Source organism: Ruminococcus sp. HUN007, from assembly GCF_000712055.1.
Lineage (GTDB): Bacteria > Bacillota > Clostridia > Oscillospirales > Ruminococcaceae > HUN007.
This window is the reverse complement of sequence record NZ_JOOA01000002.1, coordinates 152734-175749: the sequence shown is the minus strand read 5'-3', so window position 1 is coordinate 175749 and position 23016 is coordinate 152734. Positions and strand designations below refer to the sequence as shown.

At 40.1% G+C, this 23016-nt stretch carries 24 protein-coding genes; 8 read left to right on the top strand and 16 right to left on the bottom strand.

Annotation, left to right across the window (positions count from 1 at the left end; all coding sequences use genetic code 11):
• Positions 1–225 precede the first annotated feature (225 nt).
• Entirely contained in the window at positions 226–1002 is a 777-nt protein-coding gene (locus CC97_RS04860) for an RES family NAD+ phosphorylase (RefSeq protein WP_044974076.1), read from the top strand.
• A 74-nt stretch (positions 1003–1076) separates the two neighbouring features.
• Here CC97_RS04860 and asnB read toward each other — a convergent pair whose 3' ends face one another.
• On the bottom strand, positions 1077–2615 hold the full coding sequence (gene asnB, locus CC97_RS04855) for an asparagine synthase (glutamine-hydrolyzing) (RefSeq protein WP_044974075.1): 1539 nt from the start codon (positions 2613–2615) through the stop codon (positions 1077–1079).
• 311 nt (positions 2616–2926) lie between these two features.
• Here asnB and CC97_RS04850 point away from each other — a divergent pair, with 311 nt between their 5' ends.
• Positions 2927–3913 (top strand): diaminopimelate dehydrogenase, encoded by a 987-nt coding sequence (locus CC97_RS04850; protein WP_044974074.1) that lies wholly within the window; start codon positions 2927–2929, stop codon positions 3911–3913.
• Positions 3914–4318: 405 nt separating this feature from the next.
• Here CC97_RS04850 and CC97_RS21290 read toward each other — a convergent pair whose 3' ends face one another.
• The 15 genes from CC97_RS21290 to CC97_RS04770 form a co-directional block, all read right to left on the bottom strand.
• Entirely contained in the window at positions 4319–4735 is a 417-nt protein-coding gene (locus CC97_RS21290) for a thioesterase domain-containing protein (protein WP_044974072.1), read from the bottom strand.
• Complete coding sequence (locus CC97_RS21285; protein WP_044974071.1) at positions 4716–5039, bottom strand: thioesterase domain-containing protein; 324 nt, start codon at positions 5037–5039, stop codon at positions 4716–4718. Before CC97_RS21285 ends, CC97_RS21290 begins: the two co-directional genes overlap by 20 nt.
• Positions 5032–5280 carry an acyl carrier protein gene (locus tag CC97_RS04830; protein WP_044974070.1) on the bottom strand — a complete coding sequence of 83 codons (249 nt, stop codon included), beginning with the start codon at positions 5278–5280 and terminating at the stop codon, positions 5032–5034. Before CC97_RS04830 ends, CC97_RS21285 begins: the two co-directional genes overlap by 8 nt.
• Before the next feature lie 92 nt (positions 5281–5372).
• Positions 5373–6935 (bottom strand): class I adenylate-forming enzyme family protein, encoded by a 1563-nt coding sequence (locus CC97_RS04825; RefSeq protein ID WP_044974069.1) that lies wholly within the window; start codon positions 6933–6935, stop codon positions 5373–5375.
• A gap of 17 nt (positions 6936–6952) precedes the next feature.
• A complete protein-coding gene (locus CC97_RS04820; protein ID WP_044974068.1) occupies positions 6953–7306 on the bottom strand; it encodes a hypothetical protein in 354 nt (117 codons plus the stop codon).
• A gap of 16 nt (positions 7307–7322) precedes the next feature.
• Positions 7323–8528 (bottom strand): beta-ketoacyl-[acyl-carrier-protein] synthase family protein, encoded by a 1206-nt coding sequence (locus CC97_RS04815; RefSeq protein WP_044974067.1) that lies wholly within the window; start codon positions 8526–8528, stop codon positions 7323–7325.
• A 173-nt stretch (positions 8529–8701) separates the two neighbouring features.
• Positions 8702–9841 carry an alpha/beta hydrolase gene (locus tag CC97_RS04810; protein WP_044974066.1) on the bottom strand — a complete coding sequence of 380 codons (1140 nt, stop codon included), beginning with the start codon at positions 9839–9841 and terminating at the stop codon, positions 8702–8704.
• Between the two features lie 139 nt (positions 9842–9980).
• Positions 9981–10694 carry a hypothetical protein gene (locus CC97_RS04805; RefSeq protein ID WP_044974065.1) on the bottom strand — a complete coding sequence of 238 codons (714 nt, stop codon included), beginning with the start codon at positions 10692–10694 and terminating at the stop codon, positions 9981–9983.
• A complete protein-coding gene (locus CC97_RS04800) occupies positions 10666–11106 on the bottom strand; it encodes a 3-hydroxyacyl-CoA dehydrogenase NAD-binding domain-containing protein (protein WP_044974064.1) in 441 nt (146 codons plus the stop codon). The genes CC97_RS04805 and CC97_RS04800 overlap by 29 nt, the downstream gene beginning before the upstream one ends.
• Positions 11106–11813 (bottom strand): enoyl-CoA hydratase/isomerase family protein, encoded by a 708-nt coding sequence (locus tag CC97_RS04795; RefSeq protein ID WP_044974063.1) that lies wholly within the window; start codon positions 11811–11813, stop codon positions 11106–11108. Before CC97_RS04795 ends, CC97_RS04800 begins: the two co-directional genes overlap by 1 nt.
• 4 nt (positions 11814–11817) lie before the next feature.
• The gene (locus CC97_RS04790; RefSeq protein WP_044974062.1) at positions 11818–12390 is read right to left on the bottom strand and encodes a hypothetical protein; all 573 of its coding nucleotides are present in this window, start codon (positions 12388–12390) and stop codon (positions 11818–11820) included.
• Positions 12387–12785, bottom strand: coding sequence for a thioesterase family protein (locus CC97_RS04785; protein WP_044974061.1), 399 nt, complete (start codon positions 12783–12785; stop codon positions 12387–12389). Before CC97_RS04785 ends, CC97_RS04790 begins: the two co-directional genes overlap by 4 nt.
• A gap of 4 nt (positions 12786–12789) precedes the next feature.
• The gene (locus tag CC97_RS04780; RefSeq protein WP_044974060.1) at positions 12790–13515 is read right to left on the bottom strand and encodes an enoyl-CoA hydratase/isomerase family protein; all 726 of its coding nucleotides are present in this window, start codon (positions 13513–13515) and stop codon (positions 12790–12792) included.
• A 2-nt stretch (positions 13516–13517) separates the two neighbouring features.
• Positions 13518–13820 (bottom strand): phosphopantetheine-binding protein, encoded by a 303-nt coding sequence (locus CC97_RS04775; RefSeq protein WP_044974059.1) that lies wholly within the window; start codon positions 13818–13820, stop codon positions 13518–13520.
• A gap of 1 nt (position 13821) precedes the next feature.
• Positions 13822–14766 (bottom strand): ACP S-malonyltransferase, encoded by a 945-nt coding sequence (locus tag CC97_RS04770; protein ID WP_044974058.1) that lies wholly within the window; start codon positions 14764–14766, stop codon positions 13822–13824.
• Positions 14767–15082: 316 nt separating this feature from the next.
• On the opposite strand from CC97_RS04770, the gene hydE reads away from it, so the two are divergent.
• From hydE to CC97_RS04740, 6 genes are all read left to right on the top strand, one after another.
• Positions 15083–16144, top strand: coding sequence for a [FeFe] hydrogenase H-cluster radical SAM maturase HydE (hydE, locus tag CC97_RS04765; protein ID WP_044974057.1), 1062 nt, complete (start codon positions 15083–15085; stop codon positions 16142–16144).
• The gene (locus tag CC97_RS04760; protein WP_044974056.1) at positions 16131–17489 is read left to right on the top strand and encodes a hypothetical protein; all 1359 of its coding nucleotides are present in this window, start codon (positions 16131–16133) and stop codon (positions 17487–17489) included. Before hydE ends, CC97_RS04760 begins: the two co-directional genes overlap by 14 nt.
• 18 nt (positions 17490–17507) lie before the next feature.
• Entirely contained in the window at positions 17508–18845 is a 1338-nt protein-coding gene (murD, locus tag CC97_RS04755) for a UDP-N-acetylmuramoyl-L-alanine--D-glutamate ligase (protein WP_044974055.1), read from the top strand.
• A 19-nt stretch (positions 18846–18864) separates the two neighbouring features.
• A complete protein-coding gene (nadA, locus tag CC97_RS04750; RefSeq protein ID WP_197021824.1) occupies positions 18865–19776 on the top strand; it encodes a quinolinate synthase NadA in 912 nt (303 codons plus the stop codon).
• A 165-nt stretch (positions 19777–19941) separates the two neighbouring features.
• The gene (locus tag CC97_RS04745; protein WP_044974054.1) at positions 19942–20328 is read left to right on the top strand and encodes a hypothetical protein; all 387 of its coding nucleotides are present in this window, start codon (positions 19942–19944) and stop codon (positions 20326–20328) included.
• On the top strand, positions 20255–22930 hold the full coding sequence (locus CC97_RS04740) for a hypothetical protein (protein ID WP_197021823.1): 2676 nt from the start codon (positions 20255–20257) through the stop codon (positions 22928–22930). The genes CC97_RS04745 and CC97_RS04740 overlap by 74 nt, the downstream gene beginning before the upstream one ends.
• Positions 22931–23016: the final 86 nt, after the last annotated feature.

Genomic DNA, 23016 nt, shown 5'->3' with positions numbered 1-23016 from the left:
CGATTATAGGCTTTAAACAATGAAAATTAAGTGAAAATTCTCTGTTTTGTATAATTGGGACTTGATTTGGTCTTGCGTAATTGCTTTTTTAATGCTATAATTATAAGGAACGTAAAAATCTATTAACATTATTCAGCAATGTATTATTTATATCGCACTGTATGCCTGAACTCTGGTCTGTCCGGGTATACAATAAAAAATGCCGCCGCCGGAGGAAATGTCATAATGTGGAATAATACAGAACACAGGATTTCATTTAATGAAGCAGATCCTAAAACGATAAATGTTCCTTCATGGAAGAATTTTGCTGATCATCTCGTTTTTCATAACAGATTTACGGGTTCTGAGGAAAAGGAAAATGTCTGCAGGTTTCTTGACAAGATAATCGGTGAGAACAAGCTGACCTACAGTATTCCGAAAGGCGCTGTCCTGTACAGGGGAAGAAAAATTACCGAAGATGAAATAAGAAAGTCGAACGGTATAAACTGCGGTTTTGATGAAAAGCAGTCAGGCGTTCCTCCGTACAGGAAAACACATAACGGCAGAGTCAATATAGCCGGTATACCGGTTCTGTATACCGCAGCTGAACAGTATACTGCATGCGCGGAACTTAGACCTATAAAGAATGAGTTTGTGAGTATTGCGGAATATGAAGTTGCCGAGGACATTGTCGTAGCTGATTTCGTTCTTGACAACATACCGAGCTACGAGGATACTCCTGAGGGTATGCTGTTTTTAAAGGATATGTTCCGAAGCTTTTCACTTCCTGTTACAAATGAACTTATCGACTATCTGCCGAGCCAGTTTGTATCGGAATATATAAGAATTGCTCACGAGGATATTTCCGGAATACGTTATTCCTCCATGAGGCATATCGGAGGCTATAACATAGCGATTTTTGACGAGGAGAAATGCCGGTTTGTGCGAAGTACAGTACTTCGGTGCAGTAAAGTAAAGTACGAATTCAAAGATATCAATGCCGAAGAGATACTTGAACTGTAGATAAAAAATTAAAGAGCATATATGTTTTCACTTTTTTCCGGTGAAAAACGTATATGCTCTTTTTTACGGTTTATTTATCTTTTGATGAAGTATTCTTCATACCATACGAGGAATGTATAGATAGTCCATACCTTTCTCCAGTTGTCTGAATTACCGTTTTTGTAATCCTCGAAGATAGCGTTGATCTCGTCAGTGTTGAAGAATTCAGCTGCGTAGTCGCTGTTGAACTTTGCTCTTACGTCGCTGTTGTATCTGTCATCTGCAAGCCATATTCTGATCGGAACGATAAAACCGAGCTTCTTTCTGAAAGCTATTTCATCAGGAAGAACCTTGGCTGCAGCTGTTCTGAATGCGACCTTGTTCTGTTCTTCATTTACCTTAAACTTTGAAGGGAGGCGGGAAGCGATGTCGAATACCCTTCTGTCTGTAAGAGGCATTCTTATTTCAAGACCGCAGCATGTGCTCATCTTGTCAACGTTTAAGTAGATATCGCCTTCAAGCCAGATCTGAATATCTACGTCTGACATTTTTGAAAGCGGATCAAGTCCTTCTGTTTCTTCGTAGATGTGCTTAACAAGATTGATTGGAAGGACTGAAGGATCGTAATGCTTTAAGATCTTCTGCTTTTCCTCTTCCTTCATGATATTTGTATTGCCTACGTAGAAAGTCTTAAGGTTCTCGCCGTAGCGTTCAGCGTTTCTGTACATGTTGTAGCCGCCGAAGAATTCGTCAGCTCCTTCACCGGAGTAGCAGAGTTTTGTATGTTCAGCAGTAGCTTTGCAGGCAATGGCAAAAACGATTGCCGAAGCATCGCCGAGCGGCTGTTCCATGTTGTACATTACGTACGGAACAGCTTCAAAGTACTGCTCAGGAGTAATAAGGCATCTTGAATTCTTTCTGCCGAGCATATCTGCTGTCTTCTTTGCAAGGAATGACTCATCGAATCTTTCGTCGTCATATCCGCATGAATCTGACATTTCTGCATCGGATACAGCAAATACATAAGATGAATCCACGCCGCCTGAAAGGAATGATTCAGCAGTTTCATCAGGTGTTTTTACTTCATCGATCATCTGTTTTACTGTTGTGTGGATCTCATCTGCCCAGTCTTCAAGGCTCTTTGAATTGTCAGGCTTAAACTCAGGCTTCCAGTAACGGACGATACTGATCTTTCCGTTCTGCCATGTAAGATGGCATCCCGGCATGAGCTTCTTAAGCCCCTTGAAGAACGTGTCTTCGCCGGCAACGTAAGTAAGCGTCATGTAGATCTGGAGCATGTCCCTGTTTATTTCCTTTACAAATTCCTTTTTCTCTGTTATATCACGGATGAATGTACCGTAAAGAAGTTCGCCGTCCTTTGTTTCGTAGTAGTAGAAAGGCTTTGTGCCGAAATGGTCTCTTACGCAGAAAAGTTTCTTTTCATCTGTGTCCCAGACAGCAAAGGCAAACATTCCGTATAAGTGGTCAGCAATATTTTCTCCCCATTTTTCACAGCCTTTGAGTATGATCTCTTCTTCTCTTTTTTCACGTGAAAGGGAAGTGTCTATCCCAAGAACTGCACACAGTTCTTTCCAGTTTCTGATGTGTCCTCTGTATGTTTTTAACTCTTTCATTATATTGCACCTGCCGAATATCATTTTTATGAACGCAAAGGAAACACGTAACGGGCTGACCCGTTTCTGCGTACCGCTGATTATTTGTTCTTTATGATCAGGGCTTCCTTAAAACGCATCACTTAATAATTATATCATAATGAAAATTTGTTTTCAAATCTATTTTTAAAAAAATTTTAAATAACGAAAAATTTTTTTTCAAAATTATATTGACATAAAAAGGATTATTTGATAAAATAAACTTTGAGGTATAAAAACTACAGACTTTGTAGGAAACCATTACCACAAATTAAACCTAAGGAGTTTTTAAAATGAGTATTCGCATTGGTATTTTAGGCTATGGCAATCTTGGCAAGGGCGTTGAATATGCTATCGCTCAGAACGATGACTTAAGTCTCAAGGCGGTTTTCACAAGACGTGATCCATCTACAGTCAAGATCATGACAAAGGACGTTCCCGTTTACTCAGTAAACGATGCTGCAGCTCACGCTTCAGAAATCGACGTTCTCATTCTCTGCGGAGGAAGTGCAAACGACCTTCCTGTACAGACTCCTGAATTTGCTAAGCTTTTCAACGTAGTTGACAGCTTTGATACACACGCAAGAATTCCTGAACACTTTGCCAATGTTGACAAGGCTGCAAAGGAAGCAGGCAAGGTAGGCATCATCTCTATCGGCTGGGATCCGGGCCTTTTCTCACTTATCAGAATGTACGGCAACGCAGTTCTTCCTGACGGAAAAGACTATACATTCTGGGGCAAGGGCGTAAGCCAGGGCCATTCAGATGCTATCAGACGCGTTAAGGGCGTAAAGAACGGCAAGCAGTACACTATTCCTGTAGAAAGCGCTCTTGAAAGAGTAAGAAACGGCGAAAATCCGGAACTTACAACACGCGAAAAGCACACAAGAGAATGTTTTGTTGTTCCTGAAGAAGGTGCAGATCTTGCACAGATCGAAAAGGACATCAAGACAATGCCTAACTACTTCTCAGACTACGATACAACAGTTCACTTCATCACTGAAGAAGAACTTATAAAGAATCACAGCGGAATACCGCACGGCGGTTTCGTTATCCGCACAGGTACAACTGGTGAAAATAACCAGACAAAACACACTGTAGAATTCAGTCTCAAGCTTGGTTCAAACCCTGAATTCACATCAAGTGTTCTCTGTGCATTTGCAAGAGCTGCATACAGACTCAATGCTGAAGGCGTAACCGGATGCAAGACTATATTTGATATTGCTCCTGCATATCTCTGCAAGCAGAGCCCGGACGAACTCAGATCACATTTACTTTAATCCGCAGGTTTGAATCTGTATTATATAATTGTGAATTAAATGAATTACATTTATCGTAAATTATTTTTTTCCGGACATGTAATTATGATATCTGAAATATCAGAGATCCTGTACGTATAATTTAATCACGTACAGGATCAGTTTTTTTCAGACAAACTGATCCGTCGGAGAGTGCACTTTTATCTCTATATATTATTTCGCAAAAGGACACTTTTGCGAAATAAGAGAAGCGGAAAAAGACAGAAAACAGCATTAACCATAAAAAAGCCGGTATACCGTAAACAACGGTAAAACCAGCTTTTCTGATGTTTTTATATTGTCCGTAATTATATCCGGACTTATTCATATCATGTTTTTTTAGTTTACACATACAGTTTTGCTTTTCAGAAATAATATCTGCAGTGATCATCCAAGTAAAGTTCTGTTTATATACTCGCAGAGTTTTTCTTTATTATCAGGAATATTGAAATAAAAATGATCACCGTCAAATGCAATACTGCTGAAACTGCCGGTCGTGCATTTCTGCCACAGTTCAAGGTTTTCTCCTGAATAGATGCTGTCACCACGGCCGTAACAGACTGTAATGTCTGTATCAATTTCCGGTTCACTGAATGTCGGATGGTAGTTGTCTGCCATTGTAACGTCATCTCTGAGTATCGGAAGCAGCATATTAAGCATTTCCTTGTTTTCAGTAAGAGACGAAGGAAGTCCACCGTATGATGAAAAGATTCGGATAAACTCGTCATCAGGAAGTGTTGATGAACCTGATACAGCACTTTCTATTCTTGACTGAGGTGCCGGCCTACTGGAAAAAAAATGCATGGAAAGGAGCAGGAAGTCCGCATTTTTTTATTATCTTAATCGTTTCATAAGATATGATCGAGCCAAGGCTGTGTCCGAAAAATGCATAGTTTCCTTCTTCAAATATCTCTTTATTTTTAAGAAATACATCTCCTGCGCATTTTTCCGCATCTGTGAATCTTGGTTCTGAAAGTCTGCTTCCACGTCCTGCTAACTCGATCGGTACCGGTTTGATAGATGGGTCAAGAAATTTTTTGAAGCTTGAATAGCTTCTTGCTGAACTGCCGGCATGTGCAAAAAAACACAGCTTTATTTCATTATGCATTTTTTACGCCTTTTTCGTTCAGAATATCGTACATGTCACCAATTTTACTTACTACAGCTACTGAAGAAAGTGCAACTGTAAGACCGAATGTCTCTGTAAGCTGTGTGCCGAGACCAAATACGCCAAGTGAATCAAGGCAAAGGTCTTCATAGATATCAGTGTCTTTTGTGATCTCTGAGGCGTCTACACCAACGTAGTCAGATACTTCTTTAGTGAATTCATCCCATGAAATGTTATTCATAATAGTTTACTCCTTAAATTCAGTTATAATTTATAATGAAAGTACTGATAACCCGCAGAAGATCCGGTCTGCTACGGGTTATCCTTCATGTATTACTTTTTATTCTGTTCTCTGAGATACTTGAACTGTACCTTGCCGACATCCTTAGGAATCTCGTCAACAACGATTACTTTATCAGGAACTTTATAGGCAGAAAGCTTGCCCTCGAAGAACTTAGCTATCTCCCCTCTTGTTATTTTCTGGTTATTAACGGTCTGAATATAAGCAATAATCTGCTGACCGATTACCGGGTGAAGATCGTCAGTAACAGCTGCAGCTTCAATGTTTTCATGTGTAAGAAGACAAGCTTCAACTTCTTCAGCGTGTACAAGATTACCACCGCGCTTGATGATTCTCTTGCTTCTTCCGGCAAATCTTACTTTTCCGTCCGGGATGCGCTTTACAAGGTCACCGGTGAAGAACCAGCGTCTTCCTTCAGAATCAGTCTTGATTTTTTCAGCAGAAAGTTCCGGATTACCGTAATAGTCAGGAATAACTGCTGTTGTATAAATAACGAGTTCGCCGACTTCATCTTCAGCTTCAATATTATTTCCCTTTGCGTCAGCAACTATAAAGTCGGTAAAAGGAAGCTTTCTGAAATCGCTTGGATCAGTTCCTCTGTCCTTGTCTGAATCCCAGACAACCATTGTTGCTGTTTCAGATGATCCGATTACATTGATTACTCTGATACCGAGCTTTTCAACGAATGTGTCAGCGATCTCCTTAGGGAGAACTTCTCCTGCGAAATAGCAGGCCTTTACACTTGAAAGATCATATTTGTCAAAGTCCGGAGTTGAAAGTAGCACCTTTGCAAGTGTTGATGTGAGCTGGATAACAGTAACTCTGTACTTCTGAACTGTTTCAAGGAATGTAACAGGGTTGAACTGAGGCTGATACATAACTGTACCGCCGTTAACTGTTGTCTGGAGACCCATGCCGAATCCGCCCTGATGATAAAGAGTCATTCCGAGCATCATAACTTCATTTTCACTGAAGCCAAGATAGTTACCCATATCCACAGCAGCCTGATAGAAACCGTAGTAAGGTATAGAAAGCATCTTAGGTGTACCTGTGCTTCCTGATGTGCAGGCAAGATTCATTACGTGATCATCTTCAGGAACATAGATCTCAGAATAATCATCTGTATATTTATCAAAGAATACTGATGATGAGATGAATTTGTCCGTTTCTTCAGATGCTGAACTTTCACCGAAAAATACTACATGATCAACAGTAAGTTTATCAGGTTCTACTTTTTTAACAGCTTCTCTGATATTGTTTGTCTTGTATTTTTCCGCAGCAAAGCAGATCTTTATTCCGGTTGCAGGAATGAGTCTGGAAAGTTCCAGCACACCGCTCTGAGGATCAATCGGAACAGGCTGTGCTCCGATTCTTACAGCTGACCAGAATACAATGTACCAGTCGATACTGTTAGGCATTATAATACCTACCTTATCATCTTTTCCGATGCCGAGTTTTCTCATTCCTGAACTCATTACAGCAGTTCTTTCAAGAAAGTCACTGTAAGTGAGTTCGCTGTCATCGATACGAAGAAGAACCTTGTCAGGTGTCTTTGCTGCATACTCTTTGTATTTGCTGAAAAAATTGTCTTTCATTTAATATGCCTTCCTTATTATTCTGTGTATCTCCATGCGCCTTCGCGTGTCATTTCTGTAAACTGCATGTAGACCCTGTAAGGATCAACTGAAGTAAATTTTCTGAACAGAGCAAGAGCCCTGTCAGCGAAATCCTTTAAGAATGCGCTTTTTTCTTCAGGAGAAGCAAAATCTTTTAAATATCTGAACTCTGCAAAAACCACAGTGTCATCAGAATTGTTCATAAACATGTATTCTTCAGACAGCATTGTCATTACAGCCGGCAGAGGCTTGTCAAGTATTACTGAGAGTTCAGAAGCCACGCATTTTAAAAACTCAGTTTTTTCTTCCGGTGTAAACTTGTAATTTGTTTTGATCTGACAAATTGGCATTTTAATATCTCCGTTATTATTTTTCAAAAATAAGAGTTACATTCTGTCCGCCAAAACCATATGAATTGGATAATGCAACATTGATCTCTCTCTTCTTAGCCTTGTTAGGAGTGTAGTCAAGATCAAGATCCGGATCTGGTTCATCATAGTGAATTGTTGGCGGAACGAGGTTTTCGTTAAGTGCTTTTATTGTAACGATACCCTCTATAACACTGCCCGCACCAAGTGTATGACCGATAGCTGATTTTGTTGATGATACTGAAAGCTCATAGGCATGCTTGCCGAAGAGATTTTTGATAGCCATAGTCTCATACTTGTCGTTGAGGTTTGTAGAAGTACCGTGAGCGTTTATGTAGTCGATCCTGTCAGGTGTGAGACCAGCCTTTTCAATAGCTCTTTCCATAACTATCTTCATACCGGCACCGTTTTCAAGAGGCGCAGTCATATTCGAAGATTCACTGTAGCATGCATAACCTGAAAGCTTTGCATGGATTCTTGCATTTCTCTTCTTTGCAGATGTTTCAGATTCAAGTATAACAGTACCTGCACCTTCACCGAGGATAAAACCGTCACGGTTCTTTGTAAACGGACGGCATGCTGTTTCAGGATCCGGATTAGCAGACATTGCAAGTATCTGGTTAAATCCCTTGACTCTGTCATGTGTAACGTAGTTTGAAAGTCCGCCTGCAACTACCATGTCATAAACACCTGTTTCAATAAGCTGTGCTCCGAGCGCAATTGCATATCCTGAGCTTGCGCATGCGCATGAAAGGTTAAAACTTACGCCGTGAAAACCAAATTTCTCAGATATAAGAGACGGTCCGGAACTTGGCATTGTTTTGAGAACTATATTTGTCGTCTTTAAGCGTTCGTCGTCTTCATAACCACTGTCTGCAATACCGTATATTACAGCTACCCTGTCTTTGTCATAATTTTCAAGATCAATTCCGCAGTCCTCTATTGCCTGTGCGGCAGTAGCCATTACAAGACGTACCGGGCCAGTAACAGTGTTGAGCTGTCTCTTAGTCCAGTATTTTTTGCATACTGTTTCAAAAGCGTCGCTCTTTATTTCAGCAGCAACAGTAGAATCATGGTTTTCAGTTGATATACGTTCTATTTTACCAATTCCGCTTTTACCTTCTATAAGATTATTCCAGAGTTCTTCTACGTCATTTCCTAATGAGCAGATAGCGCCCATACCTGTAATTACAACTTTCTCCATTGTTGTTCCTCCCTTTAATAAATCAATTATATTACTAATGATAAATTACCCATACAAATACCTACATTATTTAGCTGTTATTAACGCTGCTTTAAAAAGTAAAAAAACATAAGGAAACGCTGATTTGTATTTAAATCAGCGTATGGGGACAGATGCAAACACCAAGTATCCGTTTACTTTTTAAGTCTGTCAGCAATAAAGTCAGCAGCAATGTGTTTTACCCAGTGGAACTGTTCACCGACCGGCATTGCGTGCATGATAGTTTCTTCAGATACATATGCAGGCTTTTCATTGACCTCAAGGCTTTCCTTGTATCCGGTTGCTCTGTCGAGCATTGAAAGTGAAGCGCTGCTGTTCATCCAGTTATCATCAGGGCTGTATACAAGCAGGAAATCACAGTCGATAGTTCCCTGTTCCAGAAGCTTCATTTCAGTCATGAATTTAGCGTCATCGCCTGTGCCGTACTGTAACATTGCCCACTTACCGTGCTTCATCCAGATCGGAATAGAATCTGTATCGGCAATATTCATGAAAAGAGGGAAAAGGCTTACGCAGCACTTAACAGCTTTTCTTTTTGCAGAAGCGCGGAATGAGTAACCGCCGCCCATGCAGAGACCGAAGTTTGCGATTCTGTCTTTATCTATGTTGTCACGGTTTTCAACGTATTCACCGATCGCATCAATTGCAGCTTCGAGCTGGCTTCCGATACATTTTCCGTCATAATCAAACAGAGTAGCGCCTGTACCCGGCATATCAACAGTAAGTACAGCAATGCCTCTTTCGATAAGAGGACGTGCAAGAAGATCAAGTTCTTCCTTGCAGCTTCCTACACCTGAATATGTAATTGCGATAGGATACTTTTTGCTTCTGCCCTTGTTTGGATAATGAATATAACCGCAGAGTTTTACATCGCCAAGTGCAGGAACAGGTATTTCGATGTATTCAACCTTGTTTTCACGGTAGCTTACAGCCTTTTTGTAGTACTTAGCAAGTTTTTCATAAACTTCACGTTTCTGCTCGATATCATCTGTGTTTATCTGATAACCGGCATAATAGCACTGAGCTGTCATCATGTAAAAAGCTTCAGCAGAAATCTTGTTTCCGGCTTTTTCAGCTTTTTCAGCACATTCGATATAACGTGCTGCTTTTCTTTCCCATTCGCCGAACCAGACTCTTTTTACTTCTTTACCGCTCATTGTCTTGATCTGGTCGATCTTCTGAAGAACATATTCCATATCGAATGAATCGGTTCCGTAAAGAAGTGAACGGGTAACTACAGGATTAAGTAAATTTCTAAGTGGCCATTTTTTCATTTTAATTGCCTCGCTTTGCTTATAAATTAATATTTTACATACCTACAAGCCTTATCCCTTATCATAATCACTGCTGTTTACGAAGTTTTACGGAAAGAATGAATCACAAGCTCCGTACCCCATGCTTTCGGATAACAGTTTATTCTGTTAATAAATACTTTTCGTATAAGCTTTTGTCAGCGCACTGATAAAGCTCCATACCACTGAAAGATTTCAGCGATTCAAGACTTCCGGCGATCTTATCGTAACCGAAATTTTTATAATAGAAGCTGAATTTTTCAGAAAGTCCAACGGCATCATAAAGTGCTTCTGTAATGTTTCCTTCATTTTCAGAAGCTGCGATTACCGCTTCATTCAGCATTGCTGATATCATATCAAGCTTAAAGCTGTCTGAGTCAATGTCCTTTTCTTCCCTGCCCTTTTCCTGACCGGTTATAAATTCAATAAACTTTCCCGTTTCAGGAGAACAGCCGGCTGAAAGATAAGAACTGATTTTGGCTCTTCCTGAGTCAAGCAGAGGTTTGATTCTTCTGACAGAAGTTTCAGTTGTACCTGATGTCATGAGCCCGAGTCCGATCGAATCGGCCATACCAAAAAGGCTGTGCATCGGGAACAGGTCATTTAATATATCCATTGCCTTAAGAATACCTGTGCCGTATTTTTCTGACAGCAGAAATGCATGAGCTGTACAGAAGAAAATGTACTGATTGAGATAAAAACAATAGCTCTTTGAAAAATTAACAAGAGATTTTCCTGTAACTTCAGCTGTCTTCTCAGCAGTTTCAGCATCTTTACATTCGTTCATTTCAATGAATCCGGTAAGCTTAAGCGGATAGAAGAAATGCATGCCCATTGTTTTTTCTTTCGCTGCTGCATAACGAAAATATTTCGCTTACAGTAAGAGAAGAAGTGTTTGTGGCAAATACACACTGATCATTTACCTTTTTATCAAGTTCAGCAAAAAGCTGTTTCTTAATGTCAAGGTTCTCTGCTACTGTTTCTATAATAAGTGTGCAGTCAGAGAAGCTGCTTAAATCATCAGTGAAAAGAAAGTTTCTGCTCATCTTTTCAAATACTTCTTCAGTTATCTTTTTCCTTCTGAGTGATTTCGAAAGATTTTTTTCTACCTTTTCCGTTTCTTCGCTTATATCGTGTCTGAGCAATACAACGAATTCAGAATCAGGCAGTTTGCTGTGGAAAAGATCGAAGATCTCTTTTCCCATCTTTCCGTATCCAAGAATACCGATTTTTTTAAGTGAGTTCATTATTTTTCCTCGCTTTTAAGAAATCCGCTTATGTATTCAGCGCTTCTGGCAGGATCAAATGATCCGGTACCGTTAATATATTCTATAAGAGCCACCGCTTTGCCGTAGCCCTGTTTCTTTTCGCATAATATATCTGCCCAGCCGATCTTTCCGGCGTGTTCAGCTGTAAAAAGCTCTCCTGACATTACAATGTCTATTGCCTGTGAAAGTCCGCATATTGCAGCGGATCTTGTGATACCGCCCAGAGCAGGAAGAATACCGAAAGTAGATTCCGGCTGACCGGCTCTTGTTGCAGGTTCACATATTCTGAAATGTGCGCTTGCTGCAATCTCGCTGCCTGAACCAATGCAGAAACCATTCACTACACTGACAACAGGAAACTTTAAACTGTTAAACGAAAGTACTGAACCTTTCTGAATAACATGTCCTTCAGGAATTTTACCGGTCTTTTCGTATTCGGAAAGTTCATCACCGGTTCTTTCAAGAAGCGATGTAACATCAGCGCCTACACTGAAATGTCTGCCTGCACCATGGATTATAAGTCCCTTTATACTGTTGTTTTCTGCGGCAGTTTTCTGAACTTCCTTAACAATATCCTCAAATCCGGTCATGAAATCTGCAGTCATGATATTGTTGCCCGGAGCATTCATTGTCAGGTCCAGTATATTATCTTTGTTTTCCAAAGTGAAAAAAGCTGATTCACTCATCATATCATTCCTTTGTAATTACTCTTGCCAGCTTGTAAAAGTTTTCTGATTCTTTTGCAAAACCTGTTTCAGCATCGCCTGTTCTCAGAGATACAAGACATTCTGTGAGGATTTTGATCTGGAAAGGAGTTTTATCTTTATATATTCTTTTGAAGTAATCATCGAAGTTTTCGGCTGTAACAGAAAAATATTCAAGTTCAGTTTCATCTGCATCTGAATTTTCTGCGAATTCTTTGAGAGCATAAGCTCTTTTGTCACTGAAAAGTACAGAAAACTTCTTTTCTTCAGAAAGCTTTTTTGCAGTTTCCCTGTCTGTTTTAAATGTATCAGCTGAAAAACGAAGGTCGAAACAGAGAAGGTCTTCAGCCGGCATGGTTAAACTGTCTGAGTAAACAGCTGTGATAAAAGGCACATCTGCCAGTAATTTCTTTTCTTCAGGAGTTAAAGGCTCTTTTATGCCTTCAAATACTGCAGCAAAAAAATCATTGTCATATTCTTTACAGCATACAGACACCGCATCTGCAAGAGAATCAATGTCTGTGATGTGCAGGTAATTATTCTTTTTTGTTATGTTCACTTTTGTAGTATCTCCAGTTTAAATAATTCTTCAGGTATATCATGCATGATTCTTTCGTGGTCAACAAAAGCAACCGTGCCTTTTACTACACATGATTTAACATTTTCAGTTTCATTGAAAATAGTCTGCGTAAAGTGAAGGGTCTTTCCTTTTGTGGACCATGAAGTTTCGATCCTCACTTCATCATGCATTTTAAGTTCATGCATGTATCTTAATTTGTTTTCAAGAATTACCGGGAACAGTCCCCTTTCGTTCATTAGACCGAGAAGTTTCGTTTCCGAAAAAAAATGCCATTTAGCTTCTTCAGCGTACTGAAGATAAACAGCATTATTAACGTGACCGAATGAATCAAGCTCATAGCCGCGTACAGTTAATCTAAATATACTTTTATCCATTTTGTTATTTAAGCTTTTCCTCTAGTATTTTTTCAAAACTGTCATCAGATACGTCTGTTTCAGGAGATGCGAGAGCCTTGTTTACTCTGGAAACAACTGATCTTATCTGAAGTACAGTTCTGTCAGCAGTAAGTTCTGTTACAAATTCAACTGCTTTATCAAGACAATTCTTTTCTTCAGTTACAAGATCTGCAATACCAAGATCAGCAGCTTCTGAAGCTGAAATCATGTTTCCGCCAAGTACCATAGAGATGGCCTTGCTTTTTCCGACAAGTCTTGCCAGACGTTCCACACCGCTCATTCCAGGTATAACTCCTATTGAGGTTTCAGGTAAAGCAAATACAGCGTTTTTGCTGCATACACGGAACTGACAGCTCATGGCCACTTCCATTCCTCCGCCGAAACAGCCGCCGTTTACGGCGGCAGCAGTTACAAGCGGAAGTGCCTCGATATAGTTGAGAAGTTCTCTTGATTTTCTCAGATTTTCAGGAATCTCTGAAAGTCCTTCGGGAGAGAACTTTGAAGTGTCAGCACCATGTGAAAAATGCCTTCCTGCTCCGGTGATGATAAGTGCTTTCAGCTGCGGATTGGAATCAATAGTTTTCTTCAGAAGATCCAGACTGAAAAACTCCGGAATACTGAGAAGATTCTTTGGTCCGTTATTCAGTGTGAGGATTGCTTTATCATCCTTTATCTCAAGAACTGAGATGTTTGAGCTTATTTCCGGCATGATTATAAATTAACGATATCGTTACCGTACTGATAGATCTTGCAGAATACATCAACAACGTCCTTCATTGACTTGAGAGGAGCCTTGAGCATGTATTTGCCGACACTCTGAAGCTTTACGTCAATATCGTACTTGTCAGATGCCATTTCTATAAGTTCAACGAACATGAGTGAATCTCCGCCGAGGTCTTCCTGCGGGTCTGCGTCCATTGAGATCTCGCTTCTGTCAATCTCGCATTCTTCAGCGTAGTAGTCAAAAATCATGTCTTCGATTTCTTTTCTGATTTCTGGTGTAATTTCTTTCATTTTAAAATCCTCCGTTTTTTTTTAAAGTTTTTATAGTAATGAATCTGGATCCTTTATTTCCTAAAGTGCTTGCCTTTCTGTTGGCTTCTGTAGCACTCATATCATAGAAATCCCTGACTCCAATACTTTCAAGATATTCAATAGTGCCTTTCCATTTCATTTCTTCAAGAACATTTCTTGACATTTCGATGTGCATTTCTTCAGCTGTGATCAGCTTTTTCTGTGAATAAATAGACACTATCGGGTATACAGCGTCGCCATATCGAACATTGTTTATTGCATTAAAATAGCATGATGAATAATCTTTCATCATGCTGGTATGGAAAGGAATCCCTACACCAAGCAGAAATGCTTTAAGCGCCCCTTCTTCCATCGCCTTGTCAAGTATTATCTGAATCTCTTCCTTCTCCCCTGACAAAACCATCATAAATTCTGTGTTAATGCTTGCTATCTTCACCTTTTCATCAGAAGAGTAACGCCTGATCAGGTCTGTTATAACATCTTCCTCAAGGCCGATAACTGCAGCCATTTCATATTTTGACTGTCCGTTTCTGCTTGCTTCTTCACGGCATTCAATTCCGCTCTTCAGTATATTAACACATGCTTCAAGCGATATTGATCCGGCACAGTGCATGGCATTGTTAAGACCAAGACTATATCCGACAATGTAGTCAGGTGTGATTCCTTTTTTCTGGTAAGTCCTGAAAACTGCAACGTCCGTTAAGCTTGCCACAAGCCATTCTGAAAAAACATCGGTTGTTTCAGTGTCTTCTTTTCTGTAATTAAGATATTTCAGCAAATCTGTTTTTGCATATTCTGAAGCTTCAGCGCAGATTGTATTCAGCATTTCTGATTCTTCTTCACTTAATGCTTTAATAAGTCTGTCCAGATTGCATCCGATACCCTGGAAAAGGAAAACATTCTTTGTTTCTGTGTCTCCTGCCAAATATAAAATCCTCCTATTGTTAATTTCCCATTACATAGTATTTTATCAAAAATTAAGGGAGATTTCAAGCAAATTTCGGAATTTCATTCAGTGGTACTATTTTAACAACTGAAACAACAGCAAATTGTGCATAGTGTACATATAGATCTGTCAGGTCAAATGATAAAAATAACTTTATGTTATATTTTGCACGACGATTTTATAAACGATAATAGATTGATTAACTGATCATTTTATGCTATAATTGAGTAGTATGAGATAGTGCTGATCTATTATCAGGTCAGTGTTTTCCATAATAACATAAGGTCAGGTTTTTATGACAGAAATAATTAATAAACTTTTTAAAGGCAGTCCTGTAAGTGACGATGAACTTGCGTATATCATTTCAGGTGAATATAATGACAGCCTGCTTTTTGAAAAAGCTGATGCTGTCAGGCAGAAGGTGTACGGAAAGGAAGTCTTTATAAGAGGGCTTGTAGAAATAAGCAGTTATTGTAAAAACAACTGCTATTACTGTGGTATCAGAGCCGGTAACAAAGATGCCGAAAGATACAGGCTTACATCCGCTGAGATCTTTTCCTGCTGCAGAAACGGCTATGAACTGGGTTTCAGAACCTTTGTTCTTCAGGGCGGTGAAGATGATGCTTTTTCCGACGATATCATCTGTTCACTGGTAAGCAGGATCAAATCAGAATTCCCGGAATGTGCTGTTACTCTTTCACTTGGAGAAAAATCATATGAAAGCTTTGCTGCATACCGAAAGGCTGGTGCTGACCGTTATCTTTTAAGGCACGAAACTGCAGACGAAGCACATTACCGGATGCTCCATCCGGCTTCAATGGATCTGTCACACAGAAAACAATGCCTGTTTGATCTGAAAAAACTGGGCTTTCAGACCGGAGCGGGATTTATGGTCGGTTCTCCTTTTCAGACAGTAAGAGAACTGGTTTCCGATATACGTTTTCTTGAAGAACTGAAACCTGAAATGATCGGTATCGGACCATTTATTCATCACAGTCAGACTCCGTTTGCTGACCGGCCGGACGGCAGTGTTTCTGTTACGCTGAGACTTCTTTCGGTTCTGAGACTTATGTTTCCGGAAGTCCTGCTCCCTGCTACTACTGCTATGGGAACTCTGTCCGGTGACGGACGTGAACGTGCTCTTAAAGCCGGAGCAAATGTCGTAATGCCAAATCTTTCACCTGTCGGTGTAAGAAAAAAATACAGCCTTTATGAAAATAAAATATGTACCGGTGAAGAAGCTGCTGAATGCCTGAACTGCCTGAAAAACCGCATAAGGGTTGCGGGGTATGAAATGTCTTTCTCACGCGGTGATCATAAAAACTATAACAGAGGTGCAACTGATGTCAAAATATGAACAGTTTCGTTCGGAATATCCTGAATTCATTTACAAAAGCTTTGGACTGGACGAAAACACTGATGAAATATATATAAAGTATAATTTCGAAATTAAGGGTCTTTCGGAGTTTTCACCTGAGTGGAAAATCAAAAAGCCTGCAGGTAAAAACATTACAGACAGCGCTGTTCTGAGAAAGCTTGTTTTCTCACTTGGAATGGTCGAGCTCGTAAGCTACTGGAAAATCACCTGCTCCCCTTCCGTTACCGTTCTCTGCGGATCTCTGGACGAGGAACAGAAAGTATGGTGGAAACGCCAGTATTTCAACGGCCTCGGCGAGTTTTTCTACAGAAACGGTATAGCTGCTGATTTTGAGTCGTTTATGACTATCACATCTTCCGGAAGTGAAGTCAAAGGATCTTCAGAAGACCGTTCACTGAGCGGCTGCCTTATACCAGTCGGCGGCGGCAAGGATTCCATTGTTACTCTTGATCTTTTAAGTGAAATGCGAAGAAACAGTTCCTGCTATCTTATCAACCGCAGGGAATCTATTTATAAGGAAGCCTATACTGCCGGTTTTTCCGATGAAGATATAATTCTGTCACGCAGAACTCTTGACCAGAACATGATAAGGCTCAATTCCGAAGGCTTTCTGAACGGGCATACTCCGTTTTCAGCAATAGTTGCATTTTCAGCAGTTATCGCTGCCTTCATTAACGGAAGAAAGTATGTTGTTCTTTCAAACGAAGCGAGTGCAAATGAGAGCACGGTGAAGGATTCTGACGTTAATCATCAGTATTCCAAGAGTTATCAGTTTGAAAAGGATTTTGTTGATTATGAAAAGAAATACATCGGATCCGGTGTTTACTACTTCAGTCTTTTAAGACCGCTCAGTGAATTCCAGATCGCAAAGCATTTTGCCGGCCTTAAAAAGTTCCATAAACTTTTCAGAAGCTGCAATGCCGGAAGCAAAACGGATTCATGGTGCGGTAACTGCTCAAAGTGTCTTTTTGTTTTCCTCATTCTTTCTCCGTTTATCGCTCATGAGGAACTCTGTGATATCCTTGGAAACGATATGACAGACCGTGAGGATATGCTTGATATGTTCAAAGGACTTATCGGTATGGCAGATGAAAAGCCTTTTGAGTGCGTCGGAAGCCGTGAAGAGATAAACTTTTCTATCGTTAAGGCTATAAGCAATATGGAAAGCGAGAAGAAGAAACTTCCTTATCTTTTTGAGTTCTATAAAACAACTGATCTTTTTAAGGAGTTTTCCGCTAAGGAAAATCCGCTTTATACTTATTATAATAATGAAAACGGTCTGCCTGAAGAATTCGCAGCGATCGTTAGGAATAAATGCTTTTAAGCACAGGGGGATTTAAAAATGTTAAACTTATTAAAGCAGTACACTGAAGGAAAAAATGTTCTTATTCTTGGCTTCGGCCGTGAGGGAAAGTCCACTTACAGAAGACTCTGCGAAACCGGCGGTTATGCATCTGTTACGATCGCTGACCAGAATCAGATAAAGGATGAACTTCCTGATGACGTAAAGATCATTTCAGGTGATCAGTATCAGGAAAGCCTTAATGACTACGACATTGTCTTCAAAAGTCCCGGAGTTGTTCTTAAGAATGACTTTGATTCATATACATGTAAAATAACGTCACAGACTGAGATATTCCTTGAAAGATATGCTTCAAACGTTATTGGTATTACAGGAACCAAGGGAAAGAGCACTACTACTACTCTTATACATCACATACTCTCTGAAAACGGTGTGGATGCTGTTCTTACCGGAAATATCGGCATTCCGTGTTTTGACGTTATCGATAATATAAAGGATGATACAAAGGTAGTTTTTGAACTTTCATGCCATCAGCTTGAAAATATCAGATTCTCTCCTTCAATTGCCGTTTTCCTTAATCTTTTTGAGGAGCATCTTGACCACTACGGTTCATTTGAAAAATATGCTGAGGCAAAGCAGAATATTTACAGGCATCAGAAAGCCGGCGACAGGCTTTTCTGTAACGCTGACATCAAGCCTAAAAAGGCTGACTGCCCTGCTGAAATAATCACCGTTTCCCAGAAGAACAGAATGGCTGACATCTTTGTTCCGTCAAATATTATTTCCTATAACGGTGAGACTGTAAACATTCCTGTCGGTGAAATGAAGCTTGCAGGAACACATAACTGCTATAATGTTGCTGTTGCATATGCGGTGTGCCGTATGTACGGACTCAGCATTGAAAACATTATGAAGAGTGTATGTACCTACTCCCCTCTCCCGCACAGACTCGAATATATCGGTACGGTAAATGAAGTAAAGTATTACGACGATTCCATTTCCACAATATGCGCTGCTGCAATTCAGGCAGTAAAGAGCCTTAAGGATGTGGATACACTGATAATCGGCGGTATGGACCGCGGTATTGACTATACTGAACTCACTGATTTTCTTTCATCATGCAGTGTATCAAACATTATTCTCATGTCCGATACAGGAAAGAGAATAAACGACGAAATAAGAGCAAAATACTCCGATGAAACATTCCTTTCAAAGCTTCATCTTACTGAAAAACTTGAAGGTGCTGTAAAGCTTGCGAAGGAACTTACTGCAAAGGGAAAATCATGCGTTATGTCCCCTGCTGCTGCAAGCTACAATGATTTCAAAAACTTTGAGGAACGCGGCGATGCCTTTAAGGCACTTGTTTTCGCCGAATAATTATAATGAGGTAATAATAATGATAAGAGATATCCAGGATGAGATAATCAGACTTAAGAAAGAAAAGAATATTTGCATTCTCGCTCACAGCTATCAGGCTGCTGAGATACTTGAAGTTGCTGACTACACAGGTGACTCGTTCCAGTTAAGCGTAATGGCTGAAAAGACTGACGCTGACACAGTAATTATGTGTGGTGTAAAATTCATGGCTGAAACAGTAAAGATACTTTCACCTGAAAAGAAAGTTATTCTTGCCAACCCTTATGCAGGCTGTCCTATGGCTGAGCAGATGGATAAGGAGCTTATCAGCTCAGTCAAGGAACAGTTTCCGGATTACACTGTAGTTGCTTATATCAACACAACTGCGGAACTCAAAACTATCTGTGACGTCTGTGTTACATCTTCTTCTGCTGTAAATATAGTAAGCAAGCTTGAGAACAAAAATATTCTCTTTATTCCAGACTGCAATCTTGGTTCTTATGTGGCAAAGCAGCTTCCTGACAAGAATATAAAGCTTCTTCAGGGCGGATGTCCTACGCATGCAAAAATCACAGAAGCTGAAGCTTTAAAGGCAAAGGCACTTCATCCTGAGGCTCTTCTTCTTGTTCATCCTGAATGTGTGCCGAAGGTAACTGAAAAGGCTGATTATGTTGGCTCTACATCCGGTATCATGAACTTTGCAGAAAAGTCAGATCATAAGGAATTCATAATCGGAACGGAAGTAAGTATTGCTGAACACCTTCAGTATAAATGTCCGGACAAGAAATTCTATCCACTGTCTATTGACCTTATGTGTCACAATATGAAGATCACAACACTTATGGATGTACTTAATGCCGTAAACGGAACCGGCGGAACAGAAATAAGCCTTTCTGATGATATGATAAAGTCTGCAAAACGCTGTATTGACAAAATGATAGAACTTGGATAAAATTAAGCATTGATTTTAGGCCTCTCTGTAAAATTTCAGAGAGACCTTTCTTTTTTTCTTTCCAGTACTTGACATAAACTAATTAATATAGTAGAATTATAATATATGTTCTGATGATTACAGAGCAGCGTTTCCTTTATGATATAGCGGACGGAGGTGGATCTCTTGAATACCAAAAGTACTAATGAGATCTGGGTCAATGAAAACTTTTTTGAGGATCTTGCGCGGTCGCACTGCAGAAAACAGATCGCGGAAGCTGAAAAAAAGCTTAATGAATATGCATCAGTTCTTTCAAAGGAACTCACTTCAGTTTCATCAGCATGGATGAAGCTTGAAGACAGAGATGTTTATTATATTCACAAACATCGCATTCTTATTCCTGATATAAATACATTCCGGTGTTCGATCGTTAATGAAAGCTCATTCAGAAACGTATTCGACGGATTTGAAGGACGTATCATTGCTGAAGATGAGGCATATGACATGTTCTTCGCAGGACGTTCATCGAACCCGTTCTTTGCAGACAGCGTATGGTTTTTCAAACGGCGGTGACAACCACTGTGTTGTCAGATACCGTACAAAGAGTGACAATACCTTTGAGTGTATAAATACTCAGGGAAATCGTTCATGCTGCTATAAAAGCCTCTATAACCACTGCAAGAACTGCAGCTGGGGCTATGGTGTGAAAATTCCTGTATTTGAACTGAAGCACAGGACTCTTATAGAAAATCTTGTTTACTACGATCTTGTACCTGAAGAACTTGCTGAATCAGGCAAGGCTCTGCTCAGAATGCTGAACAAGCTGTTTGAGTCAGAGTATATCGAAGTAAAAAAAGGCGGATTTTCTTTTACTGAAAAGTTTAAGAGTGATGTTTTTGAAGACAGGATCAATGAGATATTCGGAATAAAATTCGAGCTTACCAGTCTTTCTGAAAGTCTTAAAAGTGATGCTCAGAACAGTATTGTCATTCTCGATGACGGATTCAGGGAAGAATTTGAGACTTCTGTTCTCTGTGCGGACAAAGTCCGTGCTGAAATAGAAGAATACGATAAAAAACGTCTTACTGACCCTAATCAGGGAATGTGGGAACTCTGGGAATCAGAATCCAGAGGAAGAAACAAAATTAAAATAGCAACAGATCATACCTTTGTCGGAAGGAATCCTTTGGCCGACGTAAAAGAAGACGGTATTGTGGGCATTGATTTCGGAACAAGGAGCACGATCGTTGTTTTTCAGGACGGAACGGATACTATCATGCCGATGCGAATAGGTGTCGGAGATATGAGTTCGCAGATACGCCCTGAACAATATGAAAACCCGACTGTAATTGAAATCAAGGATATGGAGTCCTTCATGAAAAGCTATGAAAAAGCCGAAGGACGGCCGGATACTGAATGGAATGATGTTACTGTTTCCCATACTGCGTACAGGAACATGACTTCCAGCACTGTTTCAGATAATTTCTATTCCTATTTTTATGATCTTAAGCAGTGGTGTGCAGATTCTGACAAAAATCATATCGTTACTATCAAAGACCAGTGCGGCAACGAATATCAGCTGAGTTCATATACTTCAGATAATGATAACAGATTCGATCCGCTTGAGATCTATGCTTACTATCTCGGGCTGTATATAAACAATATCCGCAACGGTATCTATCTTGACTATCTGCTCTCCTTCCCTATTACCTACGAGAAAGAGCTTAAGGAAAAGATACTTGACAGTTTCCGCAGGGGCATAAGAAAATCTCTTCCGGTGACTGTTCTTTCTGACAGGAACTGTATGGATATTTTTAGTGTGCAGACCGGTGTCAGTGAGCCTGTGGCCTATGCCATTACAGCATTCAGTGAATTCGGACTGAAGCCTTCTGACAGTGAAGAATTCCTTTACGGTGTTTTTGACTTCGGAGGCGGTACTACTGATTTCAGCTTCGGTTCCTACAGACGTTCCGATGTTTCTGAAAAGAAGAAATATGACTATGTTATTACCCATATTTCTTCAGGCGGTGACCGCTACCTCGGCGGTGAAAATCTTCTTGAACTGCTTGCCTTCGAGATTTTCAAGGCAAATTATTCAAGACTCCTCCGCCGGAACGGAAAATATGATTTCAAGGGTATTGAATTCTCTCTTCCGAACGGATGTGAGCGATTTCTTGGTTCTGAAACGCTTATTTCAAATTCACAGAAAGCAAAGCGTAATATGAAGCAGCTTATGGAAAAACTTCGTCCGTTCTGGGAAACTCTCGGGAGCGGAGTTGATCCGTATTCTGATTCAACGAACCTGGATGAAGCAAGCATTACTTCTCTCAAACAGCTTGACAAGGGTTATATAAAAGTTGACCTTTTCGACAATGACGGTGATCTGCTTGAAGATTTTATGCTTGATATCTGCAATGACGCCGTTGGTATATACATTGATCTTTCCCAGCTTCTTGAAGACCGTATTGAGCAGGGTGTCCGTCAGTTTTTCATTTTTCTGAAAAACTGTTTCAGCATCGATAAAATTGCTGAGTACGGTGGTATGGAGATATTTCTCGCCGGAAACTCAGGAAAATGTCCTCTTCTCAAAAAGCTGTTTGAAAAATATATTCAACTCTATTCAAATTCGACGGAAAAGAAATATGTCACAGAACTGTTCAGAATTTACCCGTCGCTAGGAACTCCTGAAGCTGCTGAAATCCAGCGCAGAAACGGTATCAGTGCCGTTCCGGGAGAACTGTCCGGTCCTACAGGAAAGACCGGCGTTGCCTACGGACTTATAAAAGGAAGACTTGGTTCACGTATCAAAGTTGTGTCATCCAATGAAACCAGGGAGGAAAACTCATTTGGTTACTACCTTGGTCACTGTGAGGACGATATTTTCATATGTGATCTTCCGAAGACAGCTCTTAAAAACGGCGAATGGGTCAGATTTACCGAGGCGGATGTTCCGAGGATCGAACTGTACTATACGTGTCTGCCTGAAGCTGCTGATAATAAGATGTCTGCTTCAATGGCACAGAAACATATTATAAGAATCAAATCGCCGTCAGATGATTCATATATTTACATAAGAATGATATCACACAGTGCTGTGGAGTATGTCATTGCCGGAGAAAACTCTGCCGATCAAGCTGCTTCTTCCGGTGAGATATCCATTCTTGAATTCTGCTGATAAAACACTCTTAATATAACCTGCTGTAATGCGGATTGTTTTGTGTTTTTATATAAATGGGATCATATGGTTTTCTCATATTATGT